This is a genomic window from Rhodococcus sp. MurmanLake-1 (assembly GCF_056945715.1).
Genome location: NZ_JBWZNF010000008.1, coordinates 111937 through 130725, shown reverse-complemented (window position 1 = coordinate 130725; position 18789 = coordinate 111937). Strand labels below are relative to the sequence as shown.

At 62.1% G+C, this 18789-nt stretch carries 19 protein-coding genes; 13 read left to right on the top strand and 6 right to left on the bottom strand.

Annotation, left to right across the window (positions count from 1 at the left end):
- The first annotated feature begins 144 nt into the window (after window positions 1-144).
- The 3 genes from AC2ETI_RS22195 (at window position 145) to AC2ETI_RS22185 (ending at window position 4724) form a co-directional block, all read left to right on the top strand.
- Window positions 145-1359, top strand: coding sequence for an acetyl-CoA C-acetyltransferase (locus tag AC2ETI_RS22195; RefSeq protein WP_007731553.1), 1215 nt, complete (start codon window positions 145-147; stop codon window positions 1357-1359).
- A gap of 45 nt (window positions 1360-1404) precedes the next feature.
- On the top strand, window positions 1405-3546 hold the full coding sequence (locus tag AC2ETI_RS22190; protein WP_483634395.1) for a 3-hydroxyacyl-CoA dehydrogenase NAD-binding domain-containing protein: 2142 nt from the start codon (window positions 1405-1407) through the stop codon (window positions 3544-3546).
- A gap of 140 nt (window positions 3547-3686) precedes the next feature.
- Window positions 3687-4724: a type IV toxin-antitoxin system AbiEi family antitoxin domain-containing protein gene (locus AC2ETI_RS22185; protein WP_003943834.1), complete on the top strand. Its 1038-nt coding sequence runs from the start codon at window positions 3687-3689 to the stop codon at window positions 4722-4724.
- Between the two features lie 36 nt (window positions 4725-4760).
- On the opposite strand, the gene AC2ETI_RS22180 is transcribed toward AC2ETI_RS22185, so the two are convergent.
- Both AC2ETI_RS22180 and AC2ETI_RS22175 read right to left on the bottom strand, forming a co-directional pair.
- Window positions 4761-6062, bottom strand: coding sequence for a class I SAM-dependent methyltransferase (locus AC2ETI_RS22180; protein WP_003943932.1), 1302 nt, complete (start codon window positions 6060-6062; stop codon window positions 4761-4763).
- Window positions 6059-7462, bottom strand: a complete 1404-nt coding sequence (locus AC2ETI_RS22175) for an FAD-binding protein (RefSeq protein WP_483634433.1) — start codon at window positions 7460-7462, stop codon at window positions 6059-6061. The genes AC2ETI_RS22180 and AC2ETI_RS22175 overlap by 4 nt, the downstream gene beginning before the upstream one ends.
- A 338-nt stretch (window positions 7463-7800) precedes the next feature.
- Between AC2ETI_RS22175 and AC2ETI_RS22170 the strand changes: the two genes are divergently transcribed.
- Complete coding sequence (locus tag AC2ETI_RS22170; protein ID WP_019746544.1) at window positions 7801-8235, top strand: SRPBCC family protein; 435 nt, start codon at window positions 7801-7803, stop codon at window positions 8233-8235.
- A 54-nt stretch (window positions 8236-8289) separates the two neighbouring features.
- On the opposite strand, the gene AC2ETI_RS22165 is transcribed toward AC2ETI_RS22170, so the two are convergent.
- The 3 genes from AC2ETI_RS22165 to AC2ETI_RS22155 form a co-directional block, all read right to left on the bottom strand.
- Window positions 8290-9801 carry an alpha/beta hydrolase gene (locus AC2ETI_RS22165; protein ID WP_483634394.1) on the bottom strand — a complete coding sequence of 504 codons (1512 nt, stop codon included), beginning with the start codon at window positions 9799-9801 and terminating at the stop codon, window positions 8290-8292.
- The gene (locus tag AC2ETI_RS22160; protein ID WP_483634393.1) at window positions 9801-10097 is read right to left on the bottom strand and encodes a hypothetical protein; all 297 of its coding nucleotides are present in this window, start codon (window positions 10095-10097) and stop codon (window positions 9801-9803) included. Before AC2ETI_RS22160 ends, AC2ETI_RS22165 begins: the two co-directional genes overlap by 1 nt.
- Before the next feature lie 84 nt (window positions 10098-10181).
- Window positions 10182-10982 (bottom strand): Rv3717 family N-acetylmuramoyl-L-alanine amidase, encoded by an 801-nt coding sequence (locus AC2ETI_RS22155; protein WP_070796491.1) that lies wholly within the window; start codon window positions 10980-10982, stop codon window positions 10182-10184.
- Between the two features lie 109 nt (window positions 10983-11091).
- Between AC2ETI_RS22155 and AC2ETI_RS22150 the strand changes: the two genes are divergently transcribed.
- The 4 genes from AC2ETI_RS22150 (at window position 11092) to AC2ETI_RS22135 (ending at window position 14191) form a co-directional block, all read left to right on the top strand.
- On the top strand, window positions 11092-11430 hold the full coding sequence (locus AC2ETI_RS22150; RefSeq protein WP_003943929.1) for a YbaB/EbfC family nucleoid-associated protein: 339 nt from the start codon (window positions 11092-11094) through the stop codon (window positions 11428-11430).
- Window positions 11431-11442: 12 nt separating this feature from the next.
- The gene (gene recR / locus AC2ETI_RS22145) at window positions 11443-12063 is read left to right on the top strand and encodes a recombination mediator RecR (RefSeq protein WP_003943917.1); all 621 of its coding nucleotides are present in this window, start codon (window positions 11443-11445) and stop codon (window positions 12061-12063) included.
- Window positions 12063-12632, top strand: a complete 570-nt coding sequence (locus AC2ETI_RS22140) for a TetR/AcrR family transcriptional regulator (RefSeq protein ID WP_007731538.1) — start codon at window positions 12063-12065, stop codon at window positions 12630-12632. The genes recR and AC2ETI_RS22140 overlap by 1 nt, the downstream gene beginning before the upstream one ends.
- A gap of 86 nt (window positions 12633-12718) precedes the next feature.
- On the top strand, window positions 12719-14191 hold the full coding sequence (locus tag AC2ETI_RS22135; RefSeq protein ID WP_069147121.1) for an MFS transporter: 1473 nt from the start codon (window positions 12719-12721) through the stop codon (window positions 14189-14191).
- On the opposite strand, the gene AC2ETI_RS22130 is transcribed toward AC2ETI_RS22135, so the two are convergent.
- Entirely contained in the window at window positions 14178-14891 is a 714-nt protein-coding gene (locus tag AC2ETI_RS22130; protein ID WP_020968216.1) for a TetR/AcrR family transcriptional regulator, read from the bottom strand. The genes AC2ETI_RS22135 and AC2ETI_RS22130 overlap by 14 nt on opposite strands.
- Window positions 14892-14956: 65 nt before the next feature.
- Here AC2ETI_RS22130 and AC2ETI_RS22125 point away from each other — a divergent pair, with 65 nt between their 5' ends.
- The 5 genes from AC2ETI_RS22125 to AC2ETI_RS22105 are packed head-to-tail and all read left to right on the top strand — an operon-like array spanning window position 14957 to window position 18789.
- A complete protein-coding gene (locus AC2ETI_RS22125; RefSeq protein WP_483634392.1) occupies window positions 14957-15535 on the top strand; it encodes an FAS1-like dehydratase domain-containing protein in 579 nt (192 codons plus the stop codon).
- Window positions 15532-15960 (top strand): Zn-ribbon domain-containing OB-fold protein, encoded by a 429-nt coding sequence (locus tag AC2ETI_RS22120; RefSeq protein ID WP_047888075.1) that lies wholly within the window; start codon window positions 15532-15534, stop codon window positions 15958-15960. The genes AC2ETI_RS22125 and AC2ETI_RS22120 overlap by 4 nt, the downstream gene beginning before the upstream one ends.
- Complete coding sequence (locus tag AC2ETI_RS22115; protein ID WP_020968218.1) at window positions 15957-16370, top strand: hotdog family protein; 414 nt, start codon at window positions 15957-15959, stop codon at window positions 16368-16370. The genes AC2ETI_RS22120 and AC2ETI_RS22115 overlap by 4 nt, the downstream gene beginning before the upstream one ends.
- A complete protein-coding gene (locus tag AC2ETI_RS22110) occupies window positions 16367-17548 on the top strand; it encodes a lipid-transfer protein (RefSeq protein WP_047888076.1) in 1182 nt (393 codons plus the stop codon). Before AC2ETI_RS22115 ends, AC2ETI_RS22110 begins: the two co-directional genes overlap by 4 nt.
- 32 nt (window positions 17549-17580) lie before the next feature.
- Window positions 17581-18789: a DegT/DnrJ/EryC1/StrS family aminotransferase gene (locus AC2ETI_RS22105; RefSeq protein WP_003943793.1), complete on the top strand. Its 1209-nt coding sequence runs from the start codon at window positions 17581-17583 to the stop codon at window positions 18787-18789.

Genomic DNA, 18789 nt, shown 5'->3' with positions numbered 1-18789 from the left:
ATCGCTTCGGTCCTTCCCATGAATTTGGAACACGTTCTACAGTGAAAGGGCTGAGGTCTGTACCTCGGCCATGCGCCACCACCGAAGGTGGCGCGGACGATCTGCAGACCGGTTCGACGAATTACACGGAAGGAACACCTCACAGTGACCACAGAGGCATTCATTTATGAAGCCATCCGTACCCCGCGAGGCCGCGGCAAGAAGACCGGGTCGTTGCACTCGGTCAAGCCGATCTCGCTGGTCACGGGTCTGATCCAGGAACTGCGCGTGCGCTTTCCCGACCTCGACGAGGACCGGATCTCCGACCTCATCCTGGGCGTCGTCACCCCCGTTGGCGATCAGGGAATGGACATCGCCCGCGTTGCAGTCAACGATGCGGGACTGCCCGACACCGTCGGTGGCGTTCAGCTCAACCGTTTCTGCGCTTCCGGCCTCGAGGCCGTGAACATGGCTGCTCAGAAGGTTCGGTCCGGCTGGGACGAACTGGTGATTGCCGGTGGCGTCGAGTCGATGTCCCGCGTTCCGATGGGATCCGACGGTGGACCGTGGGCACTCGACCCCGCCACCAACTACGACAACTACTTCGTGCCGCAGGGCGTCGGCGCAGACCTCATCGCCACCATCGAGGGCTTCTCGCGTGACGACGTCGACGCATACGCCGTGCGCTCGCAGGACCTCGCCGCCAAGGCGTGGACCGGCGGATACTTCGCCAAGTCGGTAGTGCCGGTCAAGGACATCAACGGCATCACCATCCTCGACAACGACGAGCACATGCGTCCGGGCACCACGGCAGAGAACCTCGCCGGCTTGGCTCCCGCGTTCGGTGTGATCGGTGAAATCGGCGGATTCGACGCCGTGTCGCTGCAGAAGTACCACTGGGTCGAGAAGATCAACCACGTTCACCACGGCGGCAACAGCTCGGGAATCGTCGACGGCGCTGCCCTCGTGCTCGTCGGTAGCGAGCAGGCCGGCAAGGACATGGGTCTCACGCCGCGCGCTCGCGTCGTCGCCACCGCCACCAGCGGCGCCGACTCCACCATCATGCTCACCGGCCCGACGCCGGCGTCGAAGAAGGTTCTGGCAGCTGCCGGCCTGACAGTCGACGACATCGACCTCTTCGAGATCAACGAGGCATTCGCTTCCGTCGTCCTGAAGTTCCAGAAGGACCTGAACATCCCGGACGAGAAGCTCAACGTCAACGGTGGCGCGATCGCCATGGGTCACCCGCTCGGTGCAACCGGCGCGATGATCACCGGAACGATGGTCGACGAGCTCGAGCGTCGTGGCGGCAAGCGCGCCCTCATCACCCTGTGCATCGGCGGCGGTATGGGCGTTGCCACCATCATCGAGCGCGTCTGACGCGGCGTCCGTCCTTCCAACGAGGCTTACCAGGAGTCAAGCAAAGTGACTGATCAGAACATCATCAACTGGGACCAGGACGCCGACGGCATCGTCGTGCTCACCATCAACGATCCCAACCAGGGCGCAAACACAATGAACGACGCGTACATCGCGTCGATGAAGGCCACCGTCGACCGTCTGGTCGCCGAGAAGGACTCCATCACCGGTGCCGTCATCACTTCCGGCAAGAAGACATTCTTCGCCGGTGGCGACCTCAAGAACATGATCAAGGTCGGCCCCGAGCAGGCCGAGGAGATCTACAACCACAGCGTCGAGATCAAGGCAGACCTGCGTCGTCTCGAAACTCTCGGCAAGCCGGTCGTCGCCGCCATCAACGGCGCGGCGCTCGGCGGCGGTCTCGAGATCGCTCTCGCGACCCACCACCGCATCGCGGCAGACGTCAAGGGCGTCAAGATCGGCCTGCCCGAGGTCACCCTCGGCCTGCTGCCCGGTGGCGGCGGCGTCGTGCGCACCGTGCGGATGCTCGGTCTGCAGAACGCGCTCATGGGCGTCCTGCTCCAGGGGCAGCAGCGTGGACCCGTTCAGGCCAAGGAAGTCGGCCTCATCGACGAGGTCGTCGGCTCGGTAGAAGAACTGGTTCCGGCTGCGAAGGCATGGATCAAGGCCAACCCCGAAGGCGGCGTTCAGCCGTGGGATGTCAAGGGCTACAAGATCCCTGGCGGAACTCCGTCCACTCCGGCATTCGCTGCCAACCTTCCGGCGTTCCCCGCGAACCTGCGTAAGCAGCTCAAGGGTGCTCCGATGCCGGCTCCGCGCGCCATCATGGCCGCAGCCGTCGAGGGTTCGCAGGTCGATATCGACAACGCGCTGCTCATCGAGGCTCGCTACTTCACCTCGCTGGTGACCGGCCGCGTCGCGAAGAACATGATCCAGGCGTTCTTCTTCGACCTGCAGTCGATCAACGGCGGCGGTTCACGTCCGGCAGGCATCGAGAAGTCCACCATCAAGAAGGTCGGCGTCCTCGGCGCAGGCATGATGGGCGCGGGCATCGCGTACGTCTCCGCGAAGGCCGGCTTCGACGTCGTCCTCAAGGACGTCAGCATCGAGGCTGCCAACAAGGGCAAGGCGTACGCCGAAGGCATTGAGGCCAAGGCGCTCTCGCGCGGCAAGACCACGCAGGAGAAGTCCGACGCACTCCTCGCCAAGATCACCCCGACGGCTGACCCGGCAGATTTCGCCGGCGTCGACTTCGTCATCGAAGCAGTCTTCGAGAGCCAGGAACTCAAGCACAAGGTGTTCCAGGAGATCGAGGAGATCGTCGATCCCAAGGCGCTGCTGGGCTCGAACACCTCGACGCTGCCCATCACGGGTCTCGCCACCGGCGTGAAGCGTCAGGAAGACTTCATCGGCATCCACTTCTTCTCGCCCGTCGACAAGATGCCGCTGGTGGAGATCATCCGCGGTGAGAAGACCTCCGACGAGACTCTGGCTCGCGTGTTCGACTACGTCCAGGCGATCCGCAAGACGCCGATCGTGGTCAACGACTCGCGTGGCTTCTTCACCTCGCGTGTCATCGGAACCTTCATCAACGAGGCCATCGGCATGCTCGCCGAGGGCGTCGAGCCCGCCACCATCGAGCAGGCCGGTATGCAGGCCGGTTACCCGGCTGCGCCGCTTCAGCTTTCGGATGAGCTCAACCTCACCCTCATGCAGAAGATCCGCAAGGAATCTGCCGACGCCGCCAAGGCCGAGGGCAAGGAACTGCCGGCAGATCCGGCCGGCGAGGTCATCAACACCCTCGTCGAGAAGTTCGATCGTAAGGGCAAGCTCGGTGGAGCCGGCTTCTACGATTACGCCGAGGGCAAGCGCACCGGCCTGTGGTCCGGACTCCGCGAGAACTTCAACTCCGGAACCTCCGATGCTCCGATCCAGGACCTCATCGACCGCATGCTGTTCATCGAGGCGATCGAGACGCAGAAGTGCTTCGACGAGAACGTCCTGATCACCACGGCGGACGCCAACATCGGCTCCATCATGGGTATCGGATTCCCGGCCTGGACCGGTGGCGTTCACCAGTTCATCGTCGGTTACGAGGGCGGCACGGCCGGCTTCGTCGCTCGTGCAAAGGAACTCGCTGCGCAGTACGGCCCGCGGTTCACCCCGCCGGCTTCGCTAGGGGCATAGCCCCCGTGCGCCTTTTTGGTAGTTACGGCTACCAAAAAGGCGCACAGGGGTTTATCCCCAGCTGGTGAGTTATCCACAGACGAACTCCGACAGCGAATTTCACGTCAGTCCTGTCGGAGTTCGGCCTGACGCTTGGTGCCATGACTACGTCTCATGGTGGAAGCGAGTTTCTCCGGATTCTCGATGCGCAATCCGGTCTGGTACGGCAACAGCAACTCTCGTCATTCGGGTACAACCGAGGGATGCTGCGGAACTTTCTGGACCGCGGCGAATGGCAGCGCGTTCTACAAGGCGTGTATGCAGTGACCGCTGGCCCGCTCACCAGAGAAATGATCTTGAACGCCGCTTGGCTTTATGGTGGCCCGCAAGCGATTCTGAGCCACGACACTGCAGCTGAGGAATGGGGAATGCGTCGCATCGACGCAGACAAGCCAGTCCATGTCACCGTGCCATACGGCAAGTCGGCTCGCTGTCAGTCCGCGACAATCCGCCGAGTTCCAGCGCGAACGTCGGGTGCACTTGTCAGAGTGGGTGGCGTGGTTCACCCTGGGGTAGTCGTCCACCGATCCCGAGCCCACCGATACATCGGCGTGCCGTCAGTCATACCTCGAACGTCGCGGGCGGATACCGCGATTGATCTTGCGACCGCCGAATCCACAGCGCGAAGCGCCTACGTTTCACTCATCACCACAGTGACAAATGCGCGAATTCCGTTGAACGATGTGCGTCGTCGGATTGACGAACGAACACCACATCGATTCAAGGGTGCGCTTTCCGATGCGGTACGACTCCTGGCAGACGGGGTGCAGTCAACGCTCGAATACCACTATGCGGTCGACGTGGAGCAGGCGCACGGGTTGCCGTCGGCCAGACGCCAGTCTCCGGTCCGCGTCGACGGCCGCACGCTGTACGAGGATTGCGACTACAGCGAAGTCAGTGTGCCGCTGATCGTGCGTCTCGACGGTCGGTGGGCGCATTCCATGGCAGAAGTGGCATTTCGTGATCGCCGCCGTGACAATGCGGCAGAGCTGGCAGGTCGTCCGCGGTTGGTCTACGGATTCGACGAGGTGATGAAGACCCCGTGCCAGGTTGCGCACGAGGTGGAGACGGTCTTGCGGCGGGGAGGCTGGGTGAGGACGCAGTCGGGTGCCTGCGGCACCTGTGCGCCTTTTTGGTAGTGCCGACTACCAAAAAGGCGCACAGGGGCTTTGCCCCTAGGCCTTCCACCACGGGCGAAGCGGCACATGCGCCTCACCCTTGGGGCCGAGCTTGACGGCCAGAACCTGGTGCAGCTGAACGACGTTGCGCTCGAACCCGAGTCGTGAGCCGGCCATGTACAGGCCCCAGACGCGTGCGGTTCCCTCGCCGACCTCGGCGACGCAGGCGTCCCAGTTGTCGACGAGATTCTGGCACCATCCGGCGAGCGTCAGTGCGTAGTGCTCGCGCAGGTTCTCCTCGTGGCGCACCTCGAGACCGACGTTCTGGATCTCGGAGATGATGCGACCCGAACCGGTGAGCTCCCCGTCGGGGAAGACGTACCGGTCGATGAATCCGCCTGCCTTGGCACTGCTTCGGTTGTCCGGACGGGTGATGCAGTGGTTGAGCAGACGCCCACCTTCACGCAGCTTGCCCTTGAGGAACTCGAAGTACGCCGGGTAGTTTCCGACGCCGATGTGCTCGGTCAGGCCGATGGAGGACACTGCGTCGAATCCGGTTTCGGCCACGTCGCGGTAGTCGGAGAAACGGACCTGGGCGAGATCGGCGAGGCCCTCGTCCTCGATGGCCTTCTGTGCCCAATCCGCTTGCTCGCGTGAGAGAGTCACGCCGATCACCTTGACGCCGCGTCGGGCCGCGTAGCGAACCATCGAGCCCCAGCCGCAACCGATGTCGAGAAGTCGATCACCCTTCTGGAGTCCGAGCTTCTCGAACACCAGGCGGTACTTGTTCTCCTGGGCTTCTTCGAGCGTCTGTTCCGCATTGTCGTAGGCGGCACAGGTGTACGTCATGGACGGGCCGAGGACGTACTCGTAGAAGGTGTTGGAGACGTCGTAATGGTGATGGATGACTTCGGCGTCACGAGTCTTGGAGTGACGCAGTCCTTCTGCGACGCGACGCCAGCGAGGAAGGTGTTCCTGGGGCGGCGGGGCGATGGGCCGCAACAGATCCCAGCCCAGTGAGCGGGTGATGCTGGCGAGTGTCAGTGCCGACGGGCGCTTGAGGTGGAGTTCGTCACCCATGATGCGCAGGATCTCGTACGGATCACCGGGGTGAACACCCTCGGCTTCGAGATCGCCGGAGACGTACGCGCGGGCCATGCCGAGGTCGCCGGGCGCCGTTGCGAGATAAGTGGTTCCGCGAGTCGACTTGAGGTGCAGTCCGTAGTCGGCATCTTCGGGACCGGCGGTGCTGCCGTCGTACGCGGTGAATCGAAGCGGCAGCATGCCGTCGGAAAGCGTCTCGAGAATCTCGGCAATAGAGAGCTTGTCCTGGCTTTTGGAGTCTTTGAACGTGGTCATTTACGTTGCACCGCCTTAGAGAATAGATCCAATAAACGGGATTTCGGGTCGTAGCGTTCCTTGAGTCCGATGTACCGGTCGCCGCCGTAGTACAGCTCCTCGAAGTCTTCCTTCGAGTAGTAGGAGTCGGAGTAGAGCGATTTGTGTCCGTCGAAATCGCTGACCTTTTCTTCGATCAGTCGATTTGCTGCCCCCTCGCGCTCGCCGGGAACGATCGGCACCGAAGACCAGAAGCCGATGTTGACGTAGGTGCGCTTGGGTTCGAGGGGGTAGAGGGGCCACGGCCGAGAAGCTGAGGCAGCGGCCGGGCTGGGCTCACGAAGACGCAACGGGCACAACCACAGTGGTTCGATCGGAATTTCCTCGAGGAACCAAGAGACGAAGTCCGCGGTTCGTTCGATGGGTACCTCGACGTCCTGGACGACGCGTTCGCGCGGGGGCTTGCCCTTGCGCTTTTCGAGGCGATCTCCGATGTCGTACTTGTGGTCGAGGGCGATCAGCTTCCAGTAGAAGCTGCTGCGCAGGTACTGCTTGGGCCAGAAGCGTCGAATCTTCGGGTTCTGTGCACCGAAAGCCCGTGAGCACCAGAACCAGTCGGTGTCCCAGCGCCACAGGTAGTCCCGAATGGTCAAGCGATCCGTCTTGGGCTGTGTGAGTGACGGATGCTGGATCGACCGGTAGAAGATGTCCTGGTCGGTGTAATCGCTGACCGGACCTTCCTCGTCGGTTTGTACGCCGAGTGTGAGGTAGCTCTCGGAATCGGTGAAGACCACCCCGTCGAGATAGTCGACGGCGATCCCGTCGTACTCGCGCTCGGTGACGATGCGATCCATCGTTTCTTCGAGCTTCTTCAACGAATCGAAGCGCACGTGACGCAGGGCGACGTACTTCTTGACGGGTTCGAGTGCGATCTTCAATCGCGTCGAATAGCCAAGTGTGCCGTAGGAATTGGGGAAACCGAAGAACAGTTCGGCGTGTTCGCCGTCCGGCGTTGCGGTGATGATCTCGCCGCTGCCGGTCAGTACGTCGATTTCGAGCACCGACTCGTGTGGCAGGCCGTTGCGGAACGAGGTGGACTCGATGCCCAGGCCCGTCACCGCACCGCCCAGGGTGATGGTCTTGAGTTGAGGTACGACCATTGGCGCCAGACCGTAGGGCAGTGTCGCGTCGACGAGGTCTTCGTAGGTGCACATGCCGGCGACGTCGGCTGTGTGCGCCTGCGCATCGACGGCGATGACACCTGCCAGACCGCTGACGTCGAGGCCGGGGGCCGACGTCTTGGCGCGAGCGCGGAACAGATTGGATGTCTTCTTTGCCAGGCGTACAGAAGCATCGGCGGGAATGGCGCGGTATGACGCGAGTAGGCGTTCGACGCCTTCTCTGTGCTGCTCGAACCCCATTTCACGCGCAGCATCGGAACCCGGGCCTTGCTTTGTCCGGATTCGATCTAACTTCTGAACTACCCCATTGAACGAGAGAGTCACACCCTGACGCTATCGGTAGTTGCGTGTGCAAGCTATCCGGAGGGGTATTAATGCCCGAATTTGATCGAGTTGTTGCAATCGAACTCGGTAAATGCTCCGAGTGGTGAACCAGCTCACACGGAATGGGTAGATGGTCGAGATACCCGGGCGCAGCAGGCAGTATGGAAAGGAATATCTGCGCAGTTCGAGGTGCGGATTCGGGTAGTCATTCGCGGTATCGAGCCGCGTTGGTCGAGCAAGGAGACGTAGGGCATATGGGTCAGGTCAATGCAATGAGTTCGATAGTCGTCACAGCAGCACCCGACAAGGTGCTCGCGGCGCTCGCGGACTACGAGACGGTTCGCCCGCGGATTCTGTCCGAGCAGTACCTCGACTACAAGGTCGTCGAAGGCGGCCAGGGTGACGGCACCGTCGCGCAGTGGACGCTGAAGGCGACGGAAAAGCGCTCGCGCAACGTCAAGGCCACCGTTACGGTCGACGGCAACGTCATCACCGAGAAGGACGCGAACTCCAGTCTCGTCACCACCTGGACCGTTGCCCCTAACGGCACCGGAACGACGGTGACGACGCTCACCCAGTGGCAGGGTGCCACCGGTATCGGCGGTTTCTTCGAGCGCACGTTCGCCCCGAAGGGTCTGCAGCGCATCCAGGCCCAGGTCCTGGACAACCTCAAGCGCGAACTCGTCTAACTGATCCTGCATCACCGAGATGGCGTCGTACCTTCACCGGTACGGCGCCTTCTTTCATGGGCCGGTAATGATCCGCGCCAATTCGGTGAGTGCGGGGTTTCCGCTTTCCCAGTAGTCGCTGTGAACTCCGAACCCAGGCTGCCCGGGTGATCCGGCGAATATCTGCGCGCCGAATTCCGGATCCGACGGGTCGAACCCGTGGAGTCCGAGGATCTTGGGGATCAATTGGACCGGATCCCAGAAGGCCGTCGTCGAATGAACATGGCGCGCCACCTCGTCCGAGTCGACGCCGTCCAGGCTCAGTTCGTTCACGCGCTCGACATCGACGCCCGGGCTTGCGACAAAAACCAGTTCGTCGACGTCGAGAGAAGCGCCACGGGTAGTCGCAGCACCGACGACGGTGCTGCCGTAGGAATGACCGATCACCACGTTGTGCGACGGCTGACCGTCATGCGAGGTTCGTAACCCGTCCTGGAAGCTGTCCAGCCTCGGCGCCGCGGAGTTGGCGTACCGATCCGAGGCTGCATCGGGAATGCCTGGGGGAGCGTCGTATCCGGACCACAGGATCACTGATGTGGCTTCCGTTGGCGCCGCCCTCACCGCCGCGTCGTACATGGCCTTGGTTCGTTGCAGATCTCCGCCGACGCCCGACAGCCCGGAGCCGGTTCCGGGAACCAGTGTTGCGACGTTGTCGGCGGCATCGGGATTACCGACTGCCACTACGGCGTGCCCATCCGTGACCGAGAGAAGGAACGTGTCCGGTCGCAGTTCGCCGCGCACGGCCGTGTATCCGGCAGCTACCGTTCGATCCGGCAACTGCTCGAGCGCAGAGAGGTACCGCCGGTTGTAGTAGTCCCGGTCTAGAGCGGGAAGGCCGTCGCGGCTACCGATGGACGGATCCCACCTCGCCAACGCGTCTTTCTCGCTGGGAGTGAGCGATTCCCACAGTCGGTGTAGCTCCGTTGGTGTCCCGGGGAGTGTCGACCTCCCATCGATGATGTCGACGACAGTGCGGTTGAGGCGATCAGTCTGATTACCAAGGAGTGATCCGATCTCCCGGAATGCCTCACCCAGAGCAGTCGCGGCCCGGTTGTCTTCGTCGTCGAGTGCCGTCAATGCAGTGGAGATCTTTTGCTGAAAAATCTGTGCAGCCGTGGCATTTTCGGAATCTTGCATGACGTCGGCCAGATTCCAGGGCTGCTTCGTCTCAGGTGCCGATACAGCTCCACTGTCTGACACCGTCAAGCCGTGTTCGAGAGTCGCCTCCTCGACCAGGTCCAGAATTGATTTTCGCGCTGCCCCGATCGTATTGGCTGCTCTGCCATACAGATCCGCAACTACGCGAACGGCAATCGACAGCCGCGACGAGGAAAGCGAGATGCCAGACCACTGCACTGCCGCCGCGCTCGACGCTTGTCCCTGCCAGAATTCGCGGACGGCGTCGATGCTGCGTCCGGCGTCATTGCCGAGAACTTCGATCTGCCGGTCGATGTCGATCAGTTCCGAAGCGCTCGTGCGCAATTTCTCCGGTGACCACGTTCGAAGCTGAGAGACGGTGGGCCGCATCAGTAGGCTCCGCGCAGTTCGGACACCACTTCGCCCTCGGCAGCGTCGTACAGACGTGCTGCGGCAGCAGTTCCCGACGCCATGAGTCCCAATTGCGTAGCCAGGTGCCGGTACGCGTCGGCGATGACGCCTGCATTCCCAGTCGACACAGCCGCGACAGCGGACGAATTCAGGGCCGCCGCGGCTTCGAAAATCGGGCCGACGGAATCGATCCCCGAGATCTGATCCGCAATTCGAGACAGATCAGCTGAAAGTTGCTGCAGAGCAGCGAAATCTACCTGAAGTATCGGCCCCATGGCAGAACCGTATCCAGGTGAGCTGGCTAGCGGGACGGTGCCGAGTTTCCTGTGGACAATCGGGATTTCTCCACAGAAGCCAGGTCAGGGGGTTGTCAGGAAGGCCGTGACTCCGCTGGTGACGGCGGCTGCATACTCCTGCTGACCGTCCGGGCTCGTCATGCGCGCTGCCTCGTCGGCATTTCGCATGTTGCCGAGTTCGACCAGAATCGACGGCCGCTGCGACAGATTGAGACCCGTCAGATCGGCGCGTGGCGCCAACCCGTCGTCACCGATGTAGGTCGACGGGGTGAGCCCGGCGGTGACGAGTGAGTCGCGCATGGTTTCGGCAAAGGCGACGGACGGGCCGGCCTGCACCGTATTCAGCGGGGGCGCGGAGTAGCAGACATGGAAGCCCTCGGCCCCCGCTGCTGCGCCGTCCGCGTGAATGCTCACCACTACGTCGGCGCCGGAGGAATTGGCAGCTTCGGCACGTGCGTCGACGCATGATCCGACGCTGACGTCATCGGGTCGACTCAGGACGACGGTTGCGCCTTGGCCTTCGAGTTCGCCCTTGACCAGGCTCGCGACTTCCCAGTTGAAGGTGTGCTCGGGGAACCCGGCATCGGTGTTGGTGCCGGTGGTCTGGCAGTTCTTGGTGCCGCCGCGGCCCGTGGGGACCTGGGTGTTGATGCTGTCGTCGTTCGCCCCGCTGTGCCCGGGATCAAGGAAGACGACCTTGCCGGTGAGCGCAGCGGGGACGTCAGCGGCCACAGTGCTGAGCGGAGACACCTCGACCGAAGTCGTGGCCTCGGCAGTCTCGGTCGGAATCGTGCACGCAGCGCTCAGAAGCCCAGCCCCGACCACGGCGATCAGGGCAGTGGAGCGGAACACACGTGATGCCATGTTTGACCTACCTGACGGTTTTACGGTGTCTGACTGGTTCCGGCGCACCCGCTCACGGTAGCGCGCACCGACTACGCTGGTGGGGATAACTCTGTAGAAAGGACCGCTCGTGCAACCAGGTGGAGCACCCGACATGTCTGCTCTGTTGGCTCAGGCTCAGCAGATGCAGCAGCAATTGATGGCGGCGCAGCAGGAAATGGCTCAGGCCGAAGTGACCGGTCAGGCCGGTGGCGGACTGGTTGTCGCCACGGTCAAGGGCACCGGCGAGGTTGTCGGTCTGCAGATCGATCCCAAGGTCGTCGACCCTGAAGACGTCGAGACGCTGCAGGATCTGGTGATCGGCGCGATCGAGGACGCTTCGCGCAAAGCACAGGAAGTCGCTGCTGAGAAGCTCGGCCCGTTGGCCGGCGGACTCGGCGGAGGCCTTCCCGGTCTCCCCGGCTTCTAGAAACGAGAACGCGTGTACGAAGGTCCGGTTCAGGATCTGATCGACGAACTCGGGAAGCTTCCCGGAGTCGGGCCGAAGAGCGCTCAACGCATCGCTTTTCACCTGCTCTCCGTGGAGCCTCCCGAGATCGACCGTTTGAAAAATGCATTGCAGCGCATCCGTGACGGCGTTCAGTTCTGCACGGTGTGCGGAACTGTGTCCGATCAGGAGAAGTGCCGCATCTGCGCCGACGCACGTCGCGATCGCACGGTGATCTGCGTCGTGGAGGAACCGAAGGACGTCCAGGCCGTCGAACGCACCCGTGAGTTCAAGGGTCGCTACCACGTGCTCGGCGGTGCGCTCAATCCGCTCTCGGGGATCGGGCCGGACCAGTTGCGTATCCGGGAGTTGTTGGCTCGCATCGCAAATCAGGAGGACGGCGTCGACGTGTCCGAGGTCATCATCGCCACCGACCCCAACACGGAGGGTGAGGCGACAGCCACCTATCTCGTTCGCATGATGCGAGACATTCCGGGGCTGACGGTGTCTCGGTTGGCCTCGGGTCTTCCGATGGGTGGCGATCTCGAATTCGCAGACGAGTTGACGCTGGGTCGGGCATTGTCCGGCCGTCGTGAATTGTCGCGGAACGCTTGATGAGCGGCACGGAGCAAGGTCAGCAGGTGCGTCGTACGTCCGAGCAGACGCGTGCGCAGATCATCGCGTCGGCCGGGAAAGCATTCGCGACTCGGCCGTACCGCGAAATCACGCTCAAGGACATCGCCGAAGACGCAGGCGTCAGCGCTCCGCTGATCATCAAGTACTTCGGTTCCAAAGAGCAGTTGTACGACGAGTTGGTCGACTTCCGGGCAGCGGCGGTCACGGTCTTCGACGCCCCGAACGACTCGCTCGGCGAGCGCATGGTCTCGCTGTTCACCAAGCCGTTGGAGTCGTACAAGCCGCTGTCCATGAGCTTGTTGTTCATGAGCGGCGTCAGTGAAGAGAGCAACCGCAAGCTGCGCGAGAACTATTCGACGCAGATGATCGACACCCTCGCCGCTCGCCTGTCCGGCCCCGACGCGAGATTGCGCGCGGAACTGGCGATGTCGATGGTGGTCGGAGTGGCGATCATGCGCCGACGGATGATGGCCGGCCATGCCACCGGCACCCAGGACGAAGTGGTTGCGTTGTACGCACCACTTGTCCAAAAGCTGCTCGACGGGTGAGCGGCATCACAATTCTTGCTTGGTAAATATCCGTTCACCTAATGTAGGTGAACGGATATTTACCAAGTGGGAACAGGCGGTGTGGGGTGACGACGCTCGACCGTCCGCCGGGCACGCCTGCAGCCACCACCCCCGACGCGAGTCTCGCGCAGCCGCGCTCCCGCTTCCTCTTTCCCATCGTTGTCGCCGCCGCCGTGTTCCAGGCTGTTCTGCAGACGGTCATCGTTCCACTGCTGCCGGAGTTGCCGCACTTCACCGGCGCTGGACGTACGGCGGTGTCCTGGCTGGTGACCGTCACGCTGCTGGTCGGCGCCGTCGTCACTCCCATCTTCGGCCGGCTCGCCGACATGTTCGGCAAGAAGAAGATGCTTCTGGTTGCCTTCTCGATGATGACTCTCGGCTCGATGTTGTGTGCGCTGTCGTCGGACATCGCTGTCCTCATCTTCGCGAGAGCGTTGCAGGGAGCTGGGTCGGCGGTCATCCCCATCGGAATCTCCATGCTCCGTGACGAATTGCCACGCAACAAGGTCAACGGCGCAGTGGCCATGATGAGTTCGACGCTCGGCGTCGGAACCGCTTTGGGCATACCGTTTTCTGCGATGATCGCGCAGTACTCGAACTGGCACGTCCTGTTCTGGGTAACCACCGCCATCGGACTGTCCGTGACTCTTGCTGCGGTGCTGTTCATTCGAGAGTCCGAGCCGAATCCGTCGGGAAGATTCGACGGCGTCGGGGCTGTCGGTCTGAGCGCCGCGATGATCGCTCTGCTCGTGCCGATCACTCAGGGGTCGAGTTGGGGATGGACCAGCGGAGCGGTGATCTCCATGCTGGCCGCGTCGGCGGTGCTGTTCACGCTCTGGGTAATTCAACAGCGGCGCAACGTCAATCCGCTGGTCGACGTCCGTGCTCTCGTGAAGCGTGCGGTGTTGATCCCGCATCTGGCGGCTCTGCTGGTCGGGTTCGCATTTTTCGGGAACACACTGATCACTACACAACTCCTCCAGGGGATGAAGGGGCCGGGCGCCGGGTATGGCCTGTCGATCATCGCAGCAGCGCTCTGCCAGATTCCGGCGAGTATCGCGATGGTGCTGTTCTCACCGGTTGCGGTGCGGATCACCGACCGCTTCGGTTCACGGACCGCGATGTTGACCGGTGCCGTGTTCCTCGCCGGCGGGTACGGGATTCACGCCGTTGCCGGTAAGCCGCTGTGGGGAGTGGTTGCAGCACTGGGCATCACAGCAGTCGGGACCGCCATCGTCTACAGCACGCTCTCGCTGCTGATTCTGGTTGCCGTGCCTCGACAGCGACTGGCGGCAGCCAACGGGGTGAACTCACTTCTGCGGACGTCCGGAAGCACGATCTGCAGCGCGACGGTGGCAACGATCCTCGCCGCGTTCGTGATCAGCGGTTCGGAACATTCCACGTCGTGGACCGGATTCTCCGTCGCCTACCTGGTGTGCGCGGGCTGCGCCGTGGTCGTGTTCGCAGTGTCGATCCTGTTGCCGCAGGGGCGAACCCCGAAACATCTGGACCTGCCGGATCTCGTCAGGCGACCCTGAATCCCGAGAGGAAGAGTGTGATCATCAGATCCGCGAACTCTTCGGTGGTGTATTTCTGGCGGTCCGGCCAATGCGTGGTCGACCACAGGGTGTCTCGTACCGATCGATAGAAAATCTCCGGGGCCACGTCTTTGCGGAAGATTCCCTGATCGACGCCTTCGGCGATCGCTTTCATCCAGTGCTCGCGGACTTGGCGGGAAGGCCCGTCGACGGATTGCAGGAGATCGTTGTCGCGTAGATACGCCCGATCGTTCTGGTAGATCGCCGTCGGGTGCGGGTGCAGTTCGATGACGACCAGGGTCTCGCGGATCAGGCCGCGTAGGACGTCCTCGGGGTCGTTCGCCGTCTTCTCCACCTGATCGAAGCGGAGTTGAATGTCGGTGATGAAGCCGCGCATGAGCTCGGCGACTATCGCATTCTTCGACTTGAAGTAGTGGTAGAGGCTGCCCGAGAACACACCAGCGGCGTCGCCGATCTCGCGAACGGTCGTGGTGGCGACACCCTTCCTGGCGAACAGCTCGGCTGAGCTCTCCAGGATCTTCTCCCGACGATCTGGTGATGCCACTGAAATCTCCACTGGTTGTCGGTCCTGCTCAGGGCAGGGTTTCGCGGGTGCCGGGCTGCCGGCGTCGAACGTAGCGCAATCCTGCCTGATGGCTCCGGCTCGAACCAATTCGTCGGTGAGATCGCGTGTTTCCACTTCCGGATTCCTATGCTAACTTCAAAATCAAGCGCTTGCTCAACTTTCGTTCACGGAGGATTTCAGTGCAGAGCCTGCAGACGCAGTTTCCGAATTTCATCGGCGCAGAGGCTGAACCACCCCGCGTCGCCCGCTACGCCGTCAACGAGGCGATGATCCGCAACTGGGTCGAGGCACACGACGACCGCAACTCGATCTACGTCGACGCCGACGCTGCTCGCAGCACTGGCCGTCGAGACGTCGTCTGCCCACCCGCCATGATCTCGACCTGGGTGATGGCGGGCTACCGCCGCTATCGGCAGGTCCAACAACTTCGCGCCGACGGAGCCTCCGAGGATTTCGCCTATTCACGACTACTCGGGCTGTTGGACGAGGCCGGCTACACGTCCGTAGTCGCGACCAACGTCGAGCAGGAGTATTTCGCGGAGTTGAGTCCCGGAGACCACGTCACCGCATATTTCACCATCGAAGCGATCTCACCGTTCAAACAGACGGCTCTCGGTCACGGGTGCTTCATCACTCTGTTCAAGAAGTACGTGGACCAGGACGGAAAGACGCTGGTCGAAGAGCGCTTTCGACTGCTCAGATTCAAACCAGATGCCCAGACAGATACCAAGCCAGAAGCCCAGGAGGTAATCGCATGAGCGAGACTGGCTCCCGCCACACCGCGGTGCCGAGACTCACCGTCACCGACGACAACGATTTCTTCTTCTCCGCGGCCAAAGAGGGTCGCCTCGAGATCCAACGGTGTGCGGATTGCAAGACTCTGCGCCACCCGCCAGCGCCCGCCTGCCCGGAATGCCGCTCGTTCAGTTGGGACACAGTCGAATCCACGCGGCGATGCACGTTGCACAGCTTCACGGTCATTCATCACCCGAAGGATCCTGCCTTCGAGTACCCGCTCGCCGTCGGACTCGTCGATCTCGAAGAAGGCACGCGTCTGGTTGCCGACATCGCGGGCATCGATCACGAGGAACTCGAATTCGGTATGGAACTCGAAGTGGCGTTCTCCGAGCACGCTCACAGCGAGATGCTGCCGCAACTGAGGCGACGGGGATCGGTGCAATGACGAATCTTTCTGATTACGAGGTAGGTTCGACCCTTCCCAGCCTCGAACTGCCGTTGGACCGAACGCTCATCGTCGCCACGGCGATCGCTTCTCAGGATTTCGAGGACGTGCATCACGATCCGGGCAAGGCGCAGGATCGCGGAACTCCCGACATCTTCATGAGCATCAACACCACCAACGGGCTCATCGACCGCTACATCACCGACTGGTCAGGCCCGGGATCGCGAATCGTCAAAACATCACTACGGCTTGGTGTTCCGAACTTTCCCGGAGACACCATGACGTTCACCGGCAAAGTGATCGACACCGACGGCCGGACGCTCACCGTGACGGTTCTCGGCAAGAACGCTCGCGGAACGCACGTGACAGCCGACGTGACCCTCGAACCGGCGGAAAGGGTAATCGCATGACACGAGGATTTTCGAGGCAAGCCGCCATCGCCGGGATCGGCGCCACCGAGTTCTCCAAGAACTCCGGCCGCAGTGAATGGCAGTTGGCGTGCGAATCCGTGATCGCCGCGCTCGACGACGCTCACATCGAGGCAGAAGAGGTGAACGGATTTGCGCTGTTCACCATGGAGAACAATCCCGAGATTGCGGTCGCACGCGCTCTCGGGATCCCGGAACTGACGTTCTTCAGTCGTATTCCACACGGCGGCGGCGGCGCCTGCGCACCGGTTCAACAAGCCGCGCTTGCCGTCTCCAGTGGTGTCGCCGACGTCGTGGTCGTCTACCGTGCCTTCAACGAAAGATCAGGCCACCGATTCGGCGCCGGGCCACCGCCCTTTGCGTACAACGCGTCGACGGACCAGGAGTATCGGAACTGGATCAACCCGTACGGGCTTCTGACGCCGGCGCAGCAGGAAGCCTTCCTCGCCAAGCTCTACATGCACAAGTACGGGGCAACCAGCGCCGACTTCGGTCAGATCTCGGTTCTCTCACGCAAGCATGCCGCGAACAACCCGAAGGCCTGGTTCTACGAACGCCCGATCACCATCGAGGATCATCAGAACTCGCGCATGATCGCCGACCCCATCCGCCTGCTCGACTGCTGTCAGGAAAGTGACGGCGGACAGGCGCTGGTCATCGTCAGCGCGGAGCGCGCCCGCGACCTGCCGCACAAACCAGCGATCATCAGCGGTGCTGCGCAAGGTGTAGGTCCACAACAGATTTCGATGAGCAGCTACTACCGCGAAGACATCGACAGCATGCCGGAAGTCGAACTCGTGGCGCGCCAACTGTGGGACCAGGCCGGTATCGGCCCGGACGACATCGATGCCGCAATTCTCTACGACGCCTTCACCCCGATGGTTCTGCTTCAACTCGAGGAGTACGGATTCTGCGGTCGAGGCGAGGCAAAAGACTTCATCGCCGACGGCAATCTCGAGCTGGACGGTCGCCTGCCGATCAACACCCACGGCGGTCAACTCGGTGAGGGATACATCCACGGCGTCAACGGTATTGCCGAAGGTGTACGCCTGATCCGCGGCACTTCCACCAATCAACCCACCAAAACTCTGGACAACGTGCTCGTGACCGGCGGCTCTCCCGTCCCGCACAGTGCGCTCGTCCTCTCGGCAGATCGCTGAATCTGCCGCCAATTCGAGAAAGCAGGAACCAGATGAGTGAGCGGATCACCTACGCCAGGGCTACACACGGCGAGGAAGAAATACAGGCGGTTGTCGACGTCTTGCGCAGCGGGCATCAAGGATTGCGCATCGGCAAGAACGTCTTCGAGATGGAAGAACGTATCGCGGCCTTGGCAGGCAAGAAGTTCGGCGTCATGTGCAACTCGGGATCCTCGGGTTTGTACTTGGCAGTCGAGCTGCTCGGACTGCCTGCGGGAAGCGAGATCATCACGTCGCCGTTGACGTTCTCCACCGACATCGCACCGATCGTGCGTGCCGGTCTGGTGCCGGTGTTCGTGGACGTGGAACCCAACACGTTCAACGTCGACGTCACCAAGATCGAGGCAATGGTCACCGAAAAAACCGGTGCCATCCTCATGCCGAACCTCGCCGGCAACTGCCCGGACTGGGACGTCATTCGTGATATCGCAGATCGTCACGGACTCAAGGTGATCGAGGATTCGTGTGACGCGATCGGTGCCACGCTCCGCGGCACTCCCACCGGCTCCCGGGCGGACATCGTCGTCACCAGTTTCTCGATGGCACACATCATCACGTGCGCGGGAACCGGTGGAATGGTGTGCGTCGACGACGAAGCCAGCCGCGACAAGGCGCTCCTGCTTCGCCGCTGGGGTCGTCGCAGTGAGCCGAATCTGTTCGGTAGTACCAAGTCCGGCCGAGTCTTCCGTGAAGAACTCGACGGCGTCGACTACGACAACGACTTCATCTTCGAGCTCATGTCGTGGAACTTCGAGCCCTCCGAACTCGGCGCAGCCTACGGCGTCGTGCAGCTCGACAAGCTGGAAGAGAACTACAAGACGCGTAAGGCAACGTTTGCGGCCTTCACGGCGGCATACGGCGCCCATCCTGAATTCTTCACGACGCCGGTAGAACTCGACGGTCTCGACACGGCGTGGCTGTGTTACCCGGTGATGATCAACGAGAACGCCCCCTTCACGCGCAGCGACCTGCAGGAAGCCATCGAGGCCGACGGTATCGACACACGAACTGTGTGGAGCGGCAACGTCACTCGTCACCCGATGATGAACAACATCGAGTTCCGTCAGCCGGCCGAAGGATTGCCGGAAGCCGACGCGGTTTTCGCCCGAGGAATGACACTCGGCATGAGTCACGGCCTGCGTGAAGACGAAGTTGCACGGATCGCAGAGAGCATCAATCGCTTCGCCTCGAAGTTCAAATAG

Coding starts and splice junctions, on each gene's coding strand:
- AC2ETI_RS22185 (WP_003943834.1), top strand. CDS start 3,687: ATGACTACGTCTCATGGTGGAAGCGAGTTTCTCCGGATTCTCGATGCG.
- AC2ETI_RS22180 (WP_003943932.1), bottom strand. CDS start 6,062: ATGACCACGTTCAAAGACTCCAAAAGCCAGGACAAGCTCTCTATTGCC.
- AC2ETI_RS22175 (WP_483634433.1), bottom strand. CDS start 7,462: ATGGGGTTCGAGCAGCACAGAGAAGGCGTCGAACGCCTACTCGCGTCA.
- AC2ETI_RS22170 (WP_019746544.1), top strand. CDS start 7,801: ATGGGTCAGGTCAATGCAATGAGTTCGATAGTCGTCACAGCAGCACCC.
- AC2ETI_RS22165 (WP_483634394.1), bottom strand. CDS start 9,801: ATGCGGCCCACCGTCTCTCAGCTTCGAACGTGGTCACCGGAGAAATTG.
- AC2ETI_RS22160 (WP_483634393.1), bottom strand. CDS start 10,097: ATGGGGCCGATACTTCAGGTAGATTTCGCTGCTCTGCAGCAACTTTCA.
- AC2ETI_RS22155 (WP_070796491.1), bottom strand. CDS start 10,982: ATGGCATCACGTGTGTTCCGCTCCACTGCCCTGATCGCCGTGGTCGGG.
- AC2ETI_RS22140 (WP_007731538.1), top strand. CDS start 12,063: ATGAGCGGCACGGAGCAAGGTCAGCAGGTGCGTCGTACGTCCGAGCAG.
- AC2ETI_RS22120 (WP_047888075.1), top strand. CDS start 15,532: ATGAGCGAGACTGGCTCCCGCCACACCGCGGTGCCGAGACTCACCGTC.
- AC2ETI_RS22115 (WP_020968218.1), top strand. CDS start 15,957: ATGACGAATCTTTCTGATTACGAGGTAGGTTCGACCCTTCCCAGCCTC.
- AC2ETI_RS22110 (WP_047888076.1), top strand. CDS start 16,367: ATGACACGAGGATTTTCGAGGCAAGCCGCCATCGCCGGGATCGGCGCC.
- AC2ETI_RS22105 (WP_003943793.1), top strand. CDS start 17,581: ATGAGTGAGCGGATCACCTACGCCAGGGCTACACACGGCGAGGAAGAA.